General features: G+C 62.5%; 19 protein-coding genes. 10 read left to right on the top strand and 9 right to left on the bottom strand.

Features of this window, described 5'->3' with window-relative positions:
* Positions 1-113: 113 nt before the first annotated feature.
* The 3 genes from rho to hemE form a co-directional block, all read right to left on the bottom strand.
* Positions 114-1379 carry a transcription termination factor Rho gene (rho, locus tag NKJ09_RS26005; protein WP_023718755.1) on the bottom strand — a complete coding sequence of 422 codons (1266 nt, stop codon included), beginning with the start codon at positions 1377-1379 and terminating at the stop codon, positions 114-116.
* A gap of 161 nt (positions 1380-1540) precedes the next feature.
* Positions 1541-2086: a protoporphyrinogen oxidase HemJ gene (gene hemJ / locus NKJ09_RS26000; protein WP_502901813.1), complete on the bottom strand. Its 546-nt coding sequence runs from the start codon at positions 2084-2086 to the stop codon at positions 1541-1543.
* Between the two features lie 2 nt (positions 2087-2088).
* Entirely contained in the window at positions 2089-3117 is a 1029-nt protein-coding gene (gene hemE, locus NKJ09_RS25995; RefSeq protein ID WP_352495413.1) for a uroporphyrinogen decarboxylase, read from the bottom strand.
* A gap of 401 nt (positions 3118-3518) precedes the next feature.
* Between hemE and NKJ09_RS25990 the strand changes: the two genes are divergently transcribed.
* From NKJ09_RS25990 to dnaQ, 5 genes are all read left to right on the top strand, one after another.
* Positions 3519-4337, top strand: coding sequence for a pyruvate, water dikinase regulatory protein (locus NKJ09_RS25990; RefSeq protein ID WP_023718758.1), 819 nt, complete (start codon positions 3519-3521; stop codon positions 4335-4337).
* Positions 4338-4507: 170 nt separating this feature from the next.
* Complete coding sequence (locus NKJ09_RS25985; protein WP_352495414.1) at positions 4508-5107, top strand: Maf-like protein; 600 nt, start codon at positions 4508-4510, stop codon at positions 5105-5107.
* On the top strand, positions 5100-5942 hold the full coding sequence (locus NKJ09_RS25980) for a shikimate dehydrogenase (RefSeq protein ID WP_352481330.1): 843 nt from the start codon (positions 5100-5102) through the stop codon (positions 5940-5942). The genes NKJ09_RS25985 and NKJ09_RS25980 overlap by 8 nt, the downstream gene beginning before the upstream one ends.
* Positions 5939-6541: a dephospho-CoA kinase gene (gene coaE, locus NKJ09_RS25975; protein WP_352495415.1), complete on the top strand. Its 603-nt coding sequence runs from the start codon at positions 5939-5941 to the stop codon at positions 6539-6541. The genes NKJ09_RS25980 and coaE overlap by 4 nt, the downstream gene beginning before the upstream one ends.
* 84 nt (positions 6542-6625) lie before the next feature.
* Positions 6626-7345: a DNA polymerase III subunit epsilon gene (dnaQ, locus tag NKJ09_RS25970; protein WP_023718762.1), complete on the top strand. Its 720-nt coding sequence runs from the start codon at positions 6626-6628 to the stop codon at positions 7343-7345.
* 271 nt (positions 7346-7616) lie between these two features.
* On the opposite strand, the gene secB is transcribed toward dnaQ, so the two are convergent.
* Positions 7617-8117 (bottom strand): protein-export chaperone SecB, encoded by a 501-nt coding sequence (gene secB, locus NKJ09_RS25965; RefSeq protein ID WP_023718763.1) that lies wholly within the window; start codon positions 8115-8117, stop codon positions 7617-7619.
* 113 nt (positions 8118-8230) lie between these two features.
* Entirely contained in the window at positions 8231-8722 is a 492-nt protein-coding gene (locus tag NKJ09_RS25960; protein WP_352495416.1) for an FxsA family protein, read from the bottom strand.
* Between the two features lie 198 nt (positions 8723-8920).
* Between NKJ09_RS25960 and NKJ09_RS25955 the strand changes: the two genes are divergently transcribed.
* The 4 genes from NKJ09_RS25955 to NKJ09_RS25940 are packed head-to-tail and all read left to right on the top strand — an operon-like array spanning position 8921 to position 11698.
* Positions 8921-9628 carry a Tim44/TimA family putative adaptor protein gene (locus tag NKJ09_RS25955; protein WP_023718765.1) on the top strand — a complete coding sequence of 236 codons (708 nt, stop codon included), beginning with the start codon at positions 8921-8923 and terminating at the stop codon, positions 9626-9628.
* Positions 9629-9651: 23 nt separating this feature from the next.
* Entirely contained in the window at positions 9652-10758 is a 1107-nt protein-coding gene (gene mltA, locus NKJ09_RS25950; RefSeq protein WP_352481332.1) for a murein transglycosylase A, read from the top strand.
* Entirely contained in the window at positions 10755-11291 is a 537-nt protein-coding gene (locus NKJ09_RS25945; protein ID WP_352481333.1) for a Smr/MutS family protein, read from the top strand. The genes mltA and NKJ09_RS25945 overlap by 4 nt, the downstream gene beginning before the upstream one ends.
* Before the next feature lie 38 nt (positions 11292-11329).
* Positions 11330-11698, top strand: coding sequence for a helix-turn-helix domain-containing protein (locus tag NKJ09_RS25940; RefSeq protein ID WP_352495417.1), 369 nt, complete (start codon positions 11330-11332; stop codon positions 11696-11698).
* A 9-nt stretch (positions 11699-11707) separates the two neighbouring features.
* Here NKJ09_RS25940 and NKJ09_RS25935 read toward each other — a convergent pair whose 3' ends face one another.
* From NKJ09_RS25935 to NKJ09_RS25925, 3 genes are all read right to left on the bottom strand, one after another.
* Entirely contained in the window at positions 11708-12325 is a 618-nt protein-coding gene (locus tag NKJ09_RS25935) for a transglutaminase-like cysteine peptidase (protein WP_023718769.1), read from the bottom strand.
* A gap of 212 nt (positions 12326-12537) precedes the next feature.
* Positions 12538-13815 carry a polyhydroxyalkanoate depolymerase gene (locus NKJ09_RS25930; protein WP_352481335.1) on the bottom strand — a complete coding sequence of 426 codons (1278 nt, stop codon included), beginning with the start codon at positions 13813-13815 and terminating at the stop codon, positions 12538-12540.
* A gap of 253 nt (positions 13816-14068) precedes the next feature.
* The gene (locus NKJ09_RS25925; protein ID WP_352481336.1) at positions 14069-14428 is read right to left on the bottom strand and encodes a septal ring lytic transglycosylase RlpA family protein; all 360 of its coding nucleotides are present in this window, start codon (positions 14426-14428) and stop codon (positions 14069-14071) included.
* 304 nt (positions 14429-14732) lie between these two features.
* Between NKJ09_RS25925 and NKJ09_RS25920 the strand changes: the two genes are divergently transcribed.
* Positions 14733-14918: a hypothetical protein gene (locus tag NKJ09_RS25920; protein ID WP_023718772.1), complete on the top strand. Its 186-nt coding sequence runs from the start codon at positions 14733-14735 to the stop codon at positions 14916-14918.
* Positions 14919-14977: 59 nt separating this feature from the next.
* On the opposite strand, the gene NKJ09_RS25915 is transcribed toward NKJ09_RS25920, so the two are convergent.
* Positions 14978-15166, bottom strand: a complete 189-nt coding sequence (locus NKJ09_RS25915; protein ID WP_023718773.1) for a hypothetical protein — start codon at positions 15164-15166, stop codon at positions 14978-14980.
* Positions 15167-15170 lie beyond the last annotated feature (4 nt).

Below are 15170 nucleotides of genomic sequence, written 5' to 3'. Positions count from 1 at the left end.
AAGACGTCAAATCCCCCGCAAACAAGCGAACAACCGCCGCAACCCCGCCGCCGCAAGCTTTGCTCATGACTGCCCAACAGGTCCACAAGGGGAGAAGGGAAGGGCCCCCAACCCTACGTATTCATCGAATCGAAGAAGTCCGCATTCGTCTTGGTCTGCTTGAGCTTGTCGATCAGGAACTCGATGGCATCGGTAGTTCCCATCGGCGCCAGGATGCGGCGCAGCACGAAGATCTTCTGCAGATCCTGCTTGGAAACCAGCAGGTCTTCCTTGCGGGTGCCGGACTTCAATATGTCCATGGCCGGATAGATGCGCTTGTCGGCCACCTTGCGGTCGAGCTGGATTTCGCAGTTGCCGGTGCCCTTGAACTCTTCGAAGATGACTTCGTCCATGCGGCTGCCGGTGTCGATCAGCGCGGTGGCGATGATGGTCAGCGAGCCGCCTTCCTCGATGTTGCGGGCGGCGCCGAAGAAGCGCTTCGGCCGCTGCAGCGCGTTGGCGTCGACACCGCCGGTCAGCACCTTGCCGGATGACGGCACGACGGTGTTGTAGGCGCGACCGAGACGCGTGATCGAATCCAGCAGGATCACCACGTCGCGACCGTGCTCGACCAGACGCTTGGCCTTTTCGATCACCATCTCGGCAACCTGGACATGGCGTACCGCCGGCTCGTCGAAGGTCGACGAGATCACCTCGCCCTTCACCGAGCGCTGCATGTCGGTAACCTCCTCCGGCCGCTCGTCGATCAGAAGCACGATCAGATAGCATTCCGGATGGTTGGCGGTGATCGAGTGGGCGATGTTCTGCATGAGAACCGTCTTGCCGGTGCGCGGCTGCGCATTGATCAACGCACGCTGCCCCTTGCCGATCGGCGCGACCAAGTCGATCACGCGCGGCGAGATGTCCTTGGTGGTCGGATTGTCGATCTCCATCTTCAGCCGCTTGGTCGGATAGAGCGGCGTCAGGTTGTCAAAGTGGATCTTGTGGCGGATTTTTTCCGGATCGTCGAAATTGATTGTGTTGACCTTGAGCAGCGCGAAATAGCGCTCGCCCTCTTTCGGGCTGCGGATCGGGCCTTCAACCGTATCGCCGGTCTTCAGCGAAAACCGCCGGATCTGCGAGGGTGAAATATAGATGTCGTCGGGACCTGGCAGATAATTTGCGTTGGCCGAGCGCAGAAAGCCAAAGCCGTCCTGCAGCACTTCGACGACGCCGTCGCCGATGATCTCGATATCCTGTGCCGCCAGCTTCTTCAGGATCGCGAACATCAGCTCCTGCTTGCGCATGACGCTGGCGTTCTCGACCTCGAGCGATTCCGCATAGGCGATCAGCTCTGGTGGTTTCTTGTTCTTGAACTCGGTGAGTTTCATTTCTTGCATGGACGGACTCTGAATGAGCTTTGGGAAAAATATCGGCGGGATGCGACAAATGCCGGGCGCGGCCGAAAGCGATGACGGGCGGCGCATGACGGGAAGGAAGACCCGTCTTTTATCGTCGGTCGGGTGAAAGAGCAAGCCGCCTTTTGCGGGCACCGAATACGTCAGAATGGTTTCACGATAACCAGGACAACGATGACGATCATCAGCAATGTGGGGATCTCATTGACGATCCGCCAGTGCCTTGCCGGTTTTTCATTGCGGTCTTCGGCAAATTTCCGGACGGCGCCGGCGAGATAGCCATGCACGGCCGACAGGCCAACCACCGCAGCGATCTTGGCATGCAGCCAGCCGCCTTGAAAACCAAAGCCTTTCCAGGCGAGCCACAGGCCGAACGCCCAGGTGATCACCATCGCCGGATTGATGATGCCGCGCAGCAGGCGGCGCTCCATCACCTTGAAGGTCTCCGACTGGACGGAGCCTTTTTCGGCATCGGCGTGATAGACCAGCAAGCGCGGCAGATAGAGCATGCCCGCCATCCAGGAGATGACGGCAATCACATGGATCGCCTTTGCCCAGGGATAGAAATCATCGGGCCCGAAGAGAAACAGCAGCCCGGCCAGCACGAGGAAAATGGCGATCGCGATTGCCGCGCGGCGCGTCGCCCCGCTACCGCTGTTCGTGCCGTTCGCATTGTCTGCGCCCATCATCGTCACGACGCGCTCCGCACCAGTTTGACCATCTGCTCGACATGCGCGAGCGGCGTCTCCGGCGTGATGCCGTGGCCGAGGTTGAAGATCAGCGGCCGGTCCCCTAACACCTTCAGGATCGCCCCCACGCCGTCGGCAAGCGCCTTGCCGCCGGCCACCAGCCGCAGCGGATCGAGATTGCCTTGCACGGCGCCGTCACGCTGCAATTCCTTCGCAGTCGACAATGGCACGGTCCAGTCGAGGCCCAGCCCGGTCACGCCGGTCGTCTGGCGATAGCTCCGGTAGTGATCTCCGGCGCCTTTGGGAAAGCCGATGATCGGAACGTCGGGATGGACAGCCTTCACCTGCCGGACAATCTCGGCCACCGGCCGGACGCAGAACAACTCGAAAGACGCTTCGTCGAGCACGCCGGACCACGAATCAAAGATCTGCACCACGTCGGCGCCGGCTTCGATCTGCCGGATCAGATAGGCAGCCGAATAATCGGCGAGCACTTTCAGGAGCCGAAGAAAGGCCGCCGGCTCGCGATAGGCGAACAGCCTGGCCGGCGCCTGGTCGGGCGTACCGTGGCCGGCAATCATGTAGGTCGCCACCGTCCAGGGCGCACCGCAGAAGCCGATCAGCGTCGTTTCATCAGGCAGTCTGGCGCGCAATCGCCGCACCGTCTCGTAGACCGGCTCGAGATTCACGTGAAACGTTTCGCCGTCGAGAGCCTCGATCTCCGCAGCCGAGATCGGCGTCAGCAGCGGGCCGCGTCCTTCCTCGAAGCGCACGTCGCGGCCGAGCGCATGCGGCACGACAAGGATATCGGAAAACAGGATCGATGCGTCGAAGCCGAAGCGTTCGATCGGCTGCAGCGTCACTTCGACGGCGAGATCCGGGTCGTAGCAAAGATCGAGGAACGATCCGGCCCGTCTCCTCGTCTCCCGGTATTCCGGCAGATAGCGGCCGGCCTGGCGCATAATCCAGAGCGGCGGCGGAAACGCTGCCTTGCCTCTCAACACGTCCAGCACGATCCGGTCTTGAGGCATTGAGCGCTCGCCTTTCCAGGCTTCCCTATAATTAAATATTCTATTTTTAGGAATCTTATGATTCTAAGAGTCTGTTGGTTGTGGTGGTTGTCTCCTGTCCCGCTTTGCCCTGGAAAAGACCAGCCAGCATATTGTCGCGCGCTTCTCCAACGGGATTGCAGGACTTTGTGGAAAGCCGGGAATTTCCGACTGGAGTCAATGCGTTGCCGCCAGGCCAAGGAACTTGCCCCTGTGGATGAAGCGAAGGCAAAAAGCTCCGTCCCCGGACTTGTCCCCAACCGCCCGAAGAAGCCGACAGCACATCGAATTGTGGACAAACCGGCATCTGATACAGTCGCTTGGCGGTGGCCGAGTTTTCCGCCCGGCTTATCCACATCGGCCCACAGCCTGGAATGTATCCTGTGAACAAACCGCAGAGCTTCTTTCACCTTCACCTGATTTCCGACGCCACCGGCGAAACGCTGCTGGCCGCCGGCCGCGCCGCTTCCGCGCAATACAAGGATGCGCGCGCCATCGAACACATCTACCCGCTCATCCGCACCGAAAAACAGGTGACGAAAGTGTTCGAGGACATCGAGGAGGAGCCGGGCATCATCCTCTACACCGTCGTCGACCAGAAGCTTGCCCGTGGCATCGATGAACGCTGCGCGGCGATGGGCCTGCCTTGCGTCTCGGTACTGGAGCCGGTGCTGACGGTGTTCCAGTCCTATCTCGGCACGCCGGCCGGCCGCCGCGTCGGCGCCCAGCATGTGCTGGACGCCGAATATTTTCGCCGCATCGACGCGCTCAATTTCACCATGGAGCATGATGACGGCCAGCTGCCGGCCAATATGGACGATGCCGACATCGTGCTTGTCGGCATCTCACGCACCTCGAAGACGCCGACCAGCATCTATCTCGCCAATCGCGGCATCAAGACCGCCAACATCCCGATCGTGCTCGGCGTGCCGGTGCCGGAAAGCCTGGTCTACGCCAGGAGGCCACTGATCGTCGGCCTGATCGCCACTGCCGAGCGCATCTCCCAGGTCCGGCAGAACCGCGTTCTCGGCAACAGCGCCTACGAGCCGACCGATTACGTCGACCGCGCCGCGATCGCCGAAGAGCTCGCCTACGCCCGCCAGATCTGCACACGGCATGGCTGGCCGATGATCGATGTCAGCCGCCGTTCGATCGAGGAGACGGCGGCGGCTATCGTTGCCCTGCGCGGCAAGACGCGCTAGGGCGTGTGATATTCAGGTGATGCCGGCCTACAAACGGCGGCTTCCTGCGCTTCCGGTGCTCACGTACGAAAAGTACGCTCCGCTCCGGTTCTCGGAAGCCACTATTTTCGGCTTGGCCTGACCTGAATCTCGACACACCCTAGTGAGCGCCAGGAACGGGGGCGAAAAAAATGGCCGAAAAAATCATCCTGGCCTCGGGCAGCCCGTTCCGCAAGGCGCTGCTTGTCAATGCCGGCGTTGTGGTCGAAGCGGTTCCGGCTTCTGTCGACGAACGTGCGCTGGAGGCGCCGCTGCAAAATAGTGGCGTGTCGCCGGAGGACGTCGCCCTGGTGCTTGCCGAGGCCAAGGCCACCGAAGTCAGTGAGCGCAAGCCCGGCGCCCTGGTGCTCGGCTGCGACCAGACGCTGTCCCTCGGCGACGAGCTGTTCCACAAGCCGGCCGACATGGAAGGCGCACGCCGTCATCTGCTGGCGTTGTCGGGCAAGACGCATCATCTCAACAGCGCCGTCGTGCTGGCCCGTGACGGCCAGGTTCTGTGGCGGCATGTCGGCATCGCCAGCCTGACCATGCGCAAGCTCGATTCGGCCTTCATCGGCCGCCATCTGGCGCGCGTCGGCGCCAAGGCGTTGTCCAGCGTTGGTGCCTACCAGATCGAAGGCGAGGGCATCCAGCTGTTCGAAAAGATCGAGGGCGACTACTTCACCATTGTTGGCCTGCCGCTTTTGCCGGTGCTGGCCAAGCTGCGTGAGCTCGGGGCGATCGATGGCTGAGGCCTCGAAAAAAGCCTTCGTCACCGGCCACCCGATCGGCCATTCCAGGTCACCGAAGATCCACGGCTACTGGCTGGCGAAATACGGCATCGACGGCGTCTACGAGGCCATTGACGTTGCGCCAGAAGCGTTTGCCGAATTCCTGCAAACGCTGCAGGCACAAGGCTATAGCGGCGGCAACGTCACCATCCCGCACAAGGAGGCCGCCTTCGCATTGGCGGCGCGCCGCGACGACGCGGCCGAACAAATCGGTGCGGTCAACACACTGTGGTTTGAGGATGGCGAATTGTGGGGCGGCAATACCGATGCCCATGGCTTTGCCGCCAATCTGGACGAGTATGCATCGGGTTGGGCGGCCGACGGCCCGGCCGTTGTGCTCGGTGCCGGCGGTGCCGCTCGCGCGGTCATCCATGCGCTGAAGCAACGCGGCGTCAACGATATCCGCATCGTAAACCGGACGCTTGCGAGGGCGCAGGAGCTGCGCGACCGCTTCGGTGCCGGCGTCTCCGCCCATGGCATGGCGGCGACCGGCGAGTTGCTCGAAGATGCCGGCCTGCTGGTCAACACGTCAGCGCTCGGCATGCATGGCAATGAAGGCCTGTCCGCCGATCCGGGCAGACTGCCCGACCGCGCCATCGTCACCGACATCGTTTATGTTCCGCTGGAAACGCCGTTGCTCGCCGCAGCCAGCGCGCGCGGCCTCAAGACCGTCGATGGGCTCGGCATGCTGCTGCACCAGGCGGTGCCCGGCTTCGAGCGCTGGTTCGGCACCAGGCCGCAGGTCACCGCCGAACTGCGGCAAATGATCATTGCCGATATCGGCGCGAAGCCATGATCGTGCTCGGCCTCACCGGATCGATCGGCATGGGCAAGTCGACCACGGCAAAGATGTTTGCCGAGGCCGGCGTGCCGGTCCATGATTCCGACGAGGCGGTGCATCGCCTCTATGCCGGCAAGGCCGCCCCCATTGTCGAGGCGGTCTTTCCCGGGACCACCCGATCCGGTGCGGTCGATCGCACAAAGTTGGCCGAACGGGTGCTCGGCGATGCCGCCGCGCTGAAACGGCTGGAAGCGATCATCCATCCGCTGGTCCGTGCCGACGCCGATGCCTTTCTGGCGCAAAATCGTGCCGCCGGCGCGCCACTTGCCGTGCTCGATATACCGCTGCTGTTCGAGACAAGCGGCCGCGATCGCGTCGACAAGGTTGTGGTCGTCACCGCGCCGGCCGAGATCCAGCGCGCCCGCGTGCTGGCGCGCCCGGGCATGAGCGAGGAAAAGTTTGCGTCGATCCTGGCCAGGCAGGTTCCCGACGCCGAAAAGCGCCGGCGCGCCGACTTCGTCGTCGACACCGGCCAGGGCTTTGACGCCGCCCGCGCGGCTGTCAATGCGATCGTCGCCGAACTAGTCGGGGATAAAGCAGCCAGGCCGGGTTAAGAGGCTTGCAGCCCACATTACTTGTTGCCATTTTGTTCCGGGTGTGATTCGGCTAGAATGACGCGGAACCAATGGACTGATTCGATGCGTGAGATCATCTTCGATACGGAAACCACCGGCCTCGACACGCGCGAGGACCGCGTCATCGAGCTTGGCGGCATCGAGCTGGTCAACCGCTTTCCGACCGGCCGCACCTTCCACAAATACATCAACCCACAAGGCCGCCCGATTCATCACGAGGCGCAGGCCGTGCACGGCATCAGCGCCGCCGATCTTCAGGGCAAGCCGACTTTCATGGAGATCGCCGAGGAGTTCCTGGCCTTCATCGACGGCGCCAAGCTGGTCGCCCATAATGCCGGCTTCGACATCGGCTTCCTCAACCTCGAATTCGGCCGGCTTGGTCATCCGGCCATCGATCCGGGACGGATCGTCGACACGCTGGCGCTGGCGCGCCGCAAGCATCCAATGGGTCCCAATTCGCTCGACGCGCTCTGCCGCCGCTATGGCATCGACAATGGCCGTCGCACCAAGCATGGCGCGTTGCTCGATTCTGAATTGCTGGCCGAGGTCTATATCGAGCTTATCGGCGGCAAGCAGGCCAGCCTCATCCTCGACAGCATCATGACGCCGGCGGGCGGACGACAGAATGTCGACGATATCGACATTTCGATCGGCGTCAGGCCCATCGCCTTGCCCTCGCGCCTGACCGATGCCGAGCGCGCAGCACACGCGGGCATGGTTGGCAGCCTCGGCGAAAAGGCGCTTTGGCTGCGCATCGGCCGGGAAGCGAGTTCCGCGGCATAGTGATTTTGAGCGGAGTGATCCGTCGCCCCCTCTGTCCTGCCCTTTTAGCCACCACTTGGCATCTCCCCCTCAGTGGGAAAGATTGGCAGTCCCAGCGCCTCGCTCATTCCTGCGACGATGAAGGATTGGCGAAGGCTGACGTGAAGTTCCGATCTCCCCACTTAAGGGGGAGATGGCCGGAAGGCCAGAGGGGGCACTGTCCCGCCAGCGGCTCATAAAAAAACCCGGCGCAAGGCCGGGTTTCTCAAACGCTATCGAGACACAAACGCCTTCAGCTCACCTTGACCTTGGCGGCGGCCTGGTCCTCGGCCAGCTTCTGCTGGAACATCTGCGCGAAATCGATCGGGTCGAGCATCAGCGGCGGGAAGCCGCCATTGCGCGTTGCCTCGGCAATGATCTGCCTGGCGAACGGGAACAGCAGCCGCGGGCATTCGATGAACAGTATCGGCAGCATGTGCTCCTGCGGGAAGCCGCTGATGGAGAAGACGCCGCCATAGACCAGTTCGACATTGAACAGCACTTCCTGGTCGAACGATGCCTTGGCATTCAGCGTCAAATTGACGTCGAACTGCTTGTCCGAAAGCGGGTTGGCGTTGACGTTGACGTTGATGGCGATGCCGGGGGCCTTGTCGCGGCCGCGCAGCGAGTTTGGCGCGCCGGGGCTTTCGAAGGACAGGTCCTTCACATATTGCGCAAGCACGTTGAGCGAAGGCTGCTCCGCATTTCCATTACCGTTGGCTGCGCCGGTCGGGGCGTCGTCGTTGCTGGCCATAAGCTGTGATCCTTTTGCCTGGGCAGCGTTGCTGACCGGATTGAAATTCGGGCGTTCGCTATCATGGCCGGCACGACAAGACAAGTTTGCAAAAGACGCCGGTTGCCTTGCGGCTACTCGTCCTTGAGGCGGCGCCAGGGAGAGTCAGGCCCGCGCGCATGGTCGTCGGCGCGCGAATAGTCGCCGTCGTCGAGATCGATGGTCTTGCCGCGTTGCCTTGCCCGCAAACCAACGCCGAAATCGGTGGCCAGCACGATGCGGCCTTTCAGCATCCGCCAGGCAAGATCGCGCACCGGTGGCAGGAACAGTAGAATGCCGAAAATATCCGAGATGAAGCCGGGGATGATCAAAAGGATCGCGGCCAGAACGATCATGGCGCCGTGCGCAAGCTGGCGGCTCGGATCGTGGCCGGCATCCATTTCGGCACGGACCCTGGCCATGACGCCAAAACCGTGGTGTCGAAGGAGCAAGGCGCCGGCGACGCTCGAGGCCAGCACCAGCCCGACCGTCGCCAGCGCGCCGATCTGGCGGCCGACAATGACGAAACCGGCTATCTCCAGCAGCGGAAGCGCAAGAACAAACAGGGGAAGCAGCGAGATACGCAAATCTTGACCGATCGTTTCGATGTTTTGCCGGCCGGCGAGCAATCGCCGCTGGCACCAGAGCTGTTAGATAGGTATGGCTGCCTTTGATTTGAATGATTGCGCCATGCGTTCTATATGCTTTGGATACTGAACGCTATGTGATCGCGGCCCTTGCTTGGCCGCTGGTCCGGCCAAAGCAGGGATTGATTGGCGCAAGATATGGGCTTCTTCGACTTCGGCACAATTTTCTTTCTGATTGCGGCGGTGGTGATCTTCTTCCAGCTGCGCAACGTGCTTGGCCGACGCACGGGCAACGAACGCCCGCCCTTCGATCCATATACGGCAGGGCGCAAGAACGACAAGGATGCCGCCCAGAAACCCGAGAACGTGGTTTCGCTGCCGCGCAAGCGGCTGGCGGGAGAGCCGGCGGCCGATGCCTATACGGCGATCGACGCCTTTGCCAAGCCCGACACAGATCTCAACCGGGGCCTGCGGGCGATCAAGGACAATGATCCGACCTTCGACCCGAAGACCTTCGTCGACGGCGCCAAGATGGCCTATGAGATGATCGTCATGGCCTACGCCGATGGCGACCGCAAAACCTTGAAGAACCTTTTGTCGCGCGAGGTCTATGACGGCTTTGTCGCGGCCATCGGCGACCGCGAGGCAAAAGCCGAAAAAATCCAGTCCTCCTTCGTCGGCATCGACAAGGCCGACATCGTTTCGGCCGAGATGAAGGGCAGCGAGGCGCACATCACGCTGCGCATTGTCAGCGAACTGATTTCAGCGACCCGCGACAAGGCCGGCGCCGTCATTGACGGCGATCCCGAGACCGTCGCCGAGGTCAAGGACGTCTGGACCTTCGCTCGTGACGCGCGCTCGCGCGATCCGAACTGGAAGCTCGTCGCCACCGAAGAAGAAGACTGAACTGGACGGCGGCGGGGGCTGTCGTGTCGCTTTCTCGAGTCTTCAGCGAAAAGTCCTTTGGCGAATTGCCGGGCTGGGACGAGGACGACCAACTCCCTGCCTTTGACGCCTTTCGCCGCTCGGCCTTTCATGTCCTGACGAAACCCTACCGCTCCGGCGCGCTCGGCGTCGATTTCGGCGCCTTTGCCGAAGCCTATGCCGCAGCGCGCACCGTTTCGCCGGCGAATCGGTTGGAGGCCCGAAGCTTCTTCGAGCGCTACTTTGTGCCGGCCCATATAGGGGCGGAAAACGGCGGCCCAGGCCTCGTCACCGGCTTCTACGAGCCGGAGGTCGACGCCTCGCCGGTGCGCACGCGACGATTTTCGGTGCCGTTGCTAACCCGCCCGGCCGACCTTGTCGACATCGACGATGGCAATCGTCCTTCCGGCATGGATCCTTATCTTGCCTTCGCTCGTGCGGCGCCGAACGACCCGGTCGAATATTTCGACCGCGGCGAGATCGAACGCGGCGCGCTCGCTGGACAAGGCCTGGAAATCGCCTGGCTCGCCGACAAGGTCGATGCCTTCTTCATCCACGTGCAGGGCGCGGCGCGGCTCAACATGACCGACGGGGAGCTTTGCCGCGTCACCTATGCCGCCAAATCCGGCCAGCGCTTTACCGGACCGGGCAAGATCCTGAGCGACGAAGGCGAGATCCCGCTGGAAAAAGTGACGATGCAGTCGATCCGTGCCTGGCTCAAGGCGCGTCCGGAGCGCGTCGACGAGATCCTTTGGCGCAACCGCTCCTACATCTTCTTCCGCGAGATGGGCGTCGACGACCCGGAGCTCGGCCCGGTCGCTGCCGCCAAGGTGCCGCTGACACCCTGCCGCTCGATCGCCGTCGACCGGCTGCTGCACACGTTCGGCACGCCCTTCCATATCGATGCGCCGTCGCTGACCGCCTTCGACGAAAAACCGTTCCGGCGGCTGATGATCGCACAGGACACCGGCTCAGCGATCATCGGGCCGGCCCGCGGCGATCTGTTCGCTGGGTCGGGCGATGCGGCCGGCGAGATCGCCGGCGTTATCCGCAACGCCGCCGATTTTTATGCGCTGATCCCCCGGCCGCTGGTTTCAGGAGCAGACCGATGACCCGGCGCATCGACAGGCTGAGCGAGGACGACCGGGTCCTGTGGAACCTGGTGGCGCGCACGGCAAAGCCGCTGAAGGGCAAGATCGCCGTCGATATTCCCAAGCTTGGGCCGGAGATCGACGAAACCAGGCAGGTGCCGCCGCCGGCACAGGTCGCGGGCAATGCTGCCGCGGTCGCGAAACCGAAGGCGCAGCATGTTTCCCACGCACTCGACGAACCGACGCTGGACAAGCTGTCGAAGGGCCGGCTGCCGATCGAGGGCCGCGTCGACCTGCATGGCCTGACCCAGGACGAAGCCTATTCGCTGCTGTTTTCCTTCCTGCACCGGGCGCATGCCGGCGGCATCCGCTATGTCCTGGTAATCACCGGCAAGGGCTCTTCGTCGGGCGGCGACGGCGTCTTGCGACGCGCCGTGCCGTCATGGCTGTCGACGCCCGCCTTCCGGCCCCTTGTCTCCAGCCACGACCATGCCGCCCGCAATCATGGCGGCTCGGGCGCGCTTTACGTCCGTCTGCGGCGGGCGCGCTCTTGAGGATGCGCCCATGAGGATGCGCCAATGAGGATGTGCTCGTGACCCCGTTCGGCGAAAAGCTTCGCGTGCTGCGAAACGAGCGCGGCGTCACCCAGAAGGACATGGCCAAGGCGATCGGCGTCAGCGCAGCCTATCTCTCGGCGCTCGAACACGGCCGCCGCGGTGCGCCGAGCTGGACGCTGATCCAGAAGATCATCGGCTATTTCAACATCATTTGGGACGACGCCGAGGAACTGGCGCGGTTGGCCCAAACCTCGCATCCGCGCGTCAGGCTCGACACGTCCGGCCTTAGCCCGGCGGCGACCGAGCTTGCCAATCTCCTGGCCGACAACATCGAAAAGCTCGACGAAGCCGAGCTTCGCCGCATCATTGCGTCGCTCCGCGCCGCGCTGAACCGGCCGAAATGAGTTGCTTTGTTACTGGACCGAGCCGACCAGAACCTGCTGGCCGCCGCGGATCGAGACCCAACGGCCGGTATTGTCGATCGCCTGCCGCTTGAGGAAACGATAGCCGGTCTGGTCCCAGGAACGGACCTGGTCGGTCAGATTGTCGAGGATGTAGTCGCCCTTGTCGGTGCGCACCGTCAGCACGGCGTGGCCTTCGCCATCCGGCTTGCGCACGACGGTCATCAGCAGATCGGCAAACGAGACGCCCAGCCGGTTCAGCTCACGGCGCTTTTCCAGGACATAGTCCTCGCAGTCGCCGACACCCTTGTCGGGATAGGCCCAGACCTCGTCCTTGCCGTAGATGTCGAAGTCGCTCTCAGGCTTGACGGCGGCGTTGACCTTTACCGTGACGCTGAGCAGCTTGCGCCACAGCGAGCCGGTCATGCTGGCGGGCGACAGATCCTTCGGGCGGATCGAGCATTCCGACGGGTAGGTCTTGCAGAAATCATAATGGCCGATCGGCTGCGACGTCGGACCACCTGTTATCATCGGGCTGGCTGCCGAGGCCGAACTGGCCCAACCTGCCGCCACAGTAAGTCCAGCCAGCGCGCACAGGCGTAGCGTTCTCGCCATTGGTGAGGAAATCATTGTCCCCGCTTGTCCCTTGTTGTTAACGAAACGTTAAGGGGTATTTACAGTCGGTGTCAATTATGAGGATGGATTGATTTTTGCGGCATGGTTACCTGCGTGGCGCCAACGCGACTATTGTGCAACAGGTCGACCGGCCGCACGGCCCCGCCAACCGATGATTTTGGCATTGACCGACCTGATGCGGATTGACGGGCATCATCGCTGGTCGCCTATTTCTTGCCGGTCCTGACCAGCTTGGGCTTCACCGCAACACGGTTCTGGCGGCCGTAGCTGGTAATGAAATCGACGATGCGCGGCACGATTTCGGAGCGGAAGCGCGAGCCGTTGAACACACCGTAATGGCCGACCGCCGGCTGCATGTAATGGGCGTGCCTGTCGGCCGGAATGTTGATGCAGAGGTCGTGCGCCGCCTTGGTCTGGCCAAGGCCGGAGATGTCGTCGTTCTCGCCCTCGACGGTGAACAGGGCGACATTGCGGATCGCCGAAGGGTCGACCGCCACACCGCGATGCGTCATTTCGCCCTTGGGCAAGGCCTGGCGGACGAAGACGGTATCGACGGTCTGCAGGTAGAATTCTGCCGTCAGATCCATCACCGCCAGGTATTCGTCATAGAATTCCCGGTGCTTCTCGGCATTGTCGCCGTCATGCTTCACCAGGTGCATGAAGAAGTCTTTGTGGGCGATGATGTGGCGATCCAGGTTCATGCTCATGAAACCCGAAAGCTGCAGGAAACCGGGATAGACCTCGCGGCCGAAGCCCGGCACCGGCCAGGGCGCGCGCATGATGACGTTGTCGCGGAACCAGTCGATGCCCTTTTCCTGGGCCAGCAAATTGACCGCCGTCGGGTTGCGGCGCGTGTCGATCGGGCCGCCCATCAGCGTCATCGTCGAGGGCACGAAAGGATCGCCCTTGGCTTCCATCAGCGCCACCGCCGCCAGCACCGGCACCGACGGCTGGCACACCGCCATCACGTGGGTGTCGGGTCCCAGCGCATGCAGCATGTCGACAATGTAGTCGACATAGTCGTCGAGGTCGAAGCTGCCGTCGGCAAGCGGCACCATCCGGGCGTCGACCCAGTCGGTGATATGCACGTCCGCATAGGGCAGCATCGCCTCGGCCGTGCCGCGCAACAGCGTCGCATAGTGGCCCGACATCGGTGCGACGATTAACAGCTTCGGATCCGGCCGGCGCCCGGCCGGGACAGCCCGCTCGAAACGGACCAGATTGCAGAACGGCCGCGACCAGACGGTGCGTTCGCTGACCTCGACGGTTTTCCAGTCGACCACGGTCTTGGTCAGGCCGAATTGCGGCTTGCCGTAGCGGCGTGTCGTGCGTTCGAACAATTCGGCCGTTGCCGCGACCGAGCGGCCCCAGGACGTGTGTGAAACCGGATTGAGCGGATTGGAGTAGAACAGGCGCACCGCATCGGCATAGAGGCGGGCCGGCTGCAAGGCGGCATGGTTCAGTTCGTAAAGCTGGTAGAACATCGAGAACCCCGCTGCCGACTGCGATCGAAGGGCCGACGAGCAGCGCCGAGCCTTGTCTTGCGGGAGGTTAGCAACAATTTGCTGCGATGCAATACGTCAACTTGCGTGATTTATGCTCATTCTTTCGTCCAAGATGTTGGGAATCCGCCTTCAACGGCAACAGCCGGCTCAATGTGCACCTGCGAAGGCGTAGCCAAGGGTACGCCTATCGGTGCGATCGTCGGAGGAGGTGTCCGGCCTGGCGCTCTGACTGTTAGACGCGTGCCATGCAGACGGCGGTATGGCCCGAGCTGATGAAGCCGAGCTGGCTGGCGGCGCCCTTCGACAGATCGAGCACGCGGCCCCTGATAAACGGGCCGCGATCGTTGATCCGCACGACGACGCTGCGGCCATTGTTGCGGTTGGTCACCTTCAGCTTGGTGCCGAACGGCAGGCTGCGATGCGCTGCGGTCAGCGCCGACGGGTTCATGCGTTCGCCGGAAGCGGTTCTGGAATGCAGTGAGTACCAGGAGGCACGGCCGCACTGAGCGGCGGCGCTGGCAGTGGATGCGCCGACCATCAGGCCAGCCGCGATCATGGCCGCGGCAAGCGCGGTCTGGTTGCTTTTGTTCATGTGTTGGGGACTGGCTCCGTTGACAGACCCGCAGCGGTTAGAGGCGAATGAGGCAGCAAATGCGGCAATGATCTGTCGGTTCCATGACAATGTTACACGTTTGGAGTCGGTGCGAAACAATTTGTCAGAGAGTTTCCGCAGAAAGGCACAGCTTCTTTGATGATCTTCGCATCGACCTCAGCACGTCTTGCACAAGATCAGAGATTTGCATCTAAGTAGAAGTTGGCCTGACCGGGCCGCTTCTTTCGCTGTTCCATTCCGGCAGGAGCGCGGCCGATGATCGACTTGGAAAGGAGTTTTAGCAATGAGATTGATCAAAAATCTGCTGGCGTTGATTGTGCTCGCCATCGGCGTGCTGTGGTCATTGCAAGGCATCGGCCTTATCGGCGGCAGCTTCATGACCGGCCAGTCGCAATGGCTCTATGTCGGCATCGTCACCGCGCTGGTTGGCTTGGCCGGCCTGGCCTGGGCGAACCGTTCGCGCGTTTGAGCAGGCGTCGATCCTCAGGCTCCCGCCAGAGCAGCGCACAGCGGACCTGTGGCGGCTGGTCACCGCGACCAGTATTGCCAGCCCCAGTAGAAACTTTCGTCGCGCGGCGGTAAGCGGTTGCGCTCCGCGTCCAGATGCACCGGCGTCGGCGCTTTGCGTTCGTCCTCAGGCGGCTGTTTGTCTCCGGCCTTGATCAGGCGGAGCCAATGGCCGAAACGCGCAAGCAGCACAGCGGTGGAATGGGGCATCGTC

This window comes from Mesorhizobium sp. M0189 (assembly GCF_040322135.1).
Lineage (GTDB): Bacteria > Pseudomonadota > Alphaproteobacteria > Rhizobiales > Rhizobiaceae > Mesorhizobium.
Note: the sequence above shows the minus strand (reverse complement) of the source record. Positions and strands in the feature narration are given on the sequence as shown.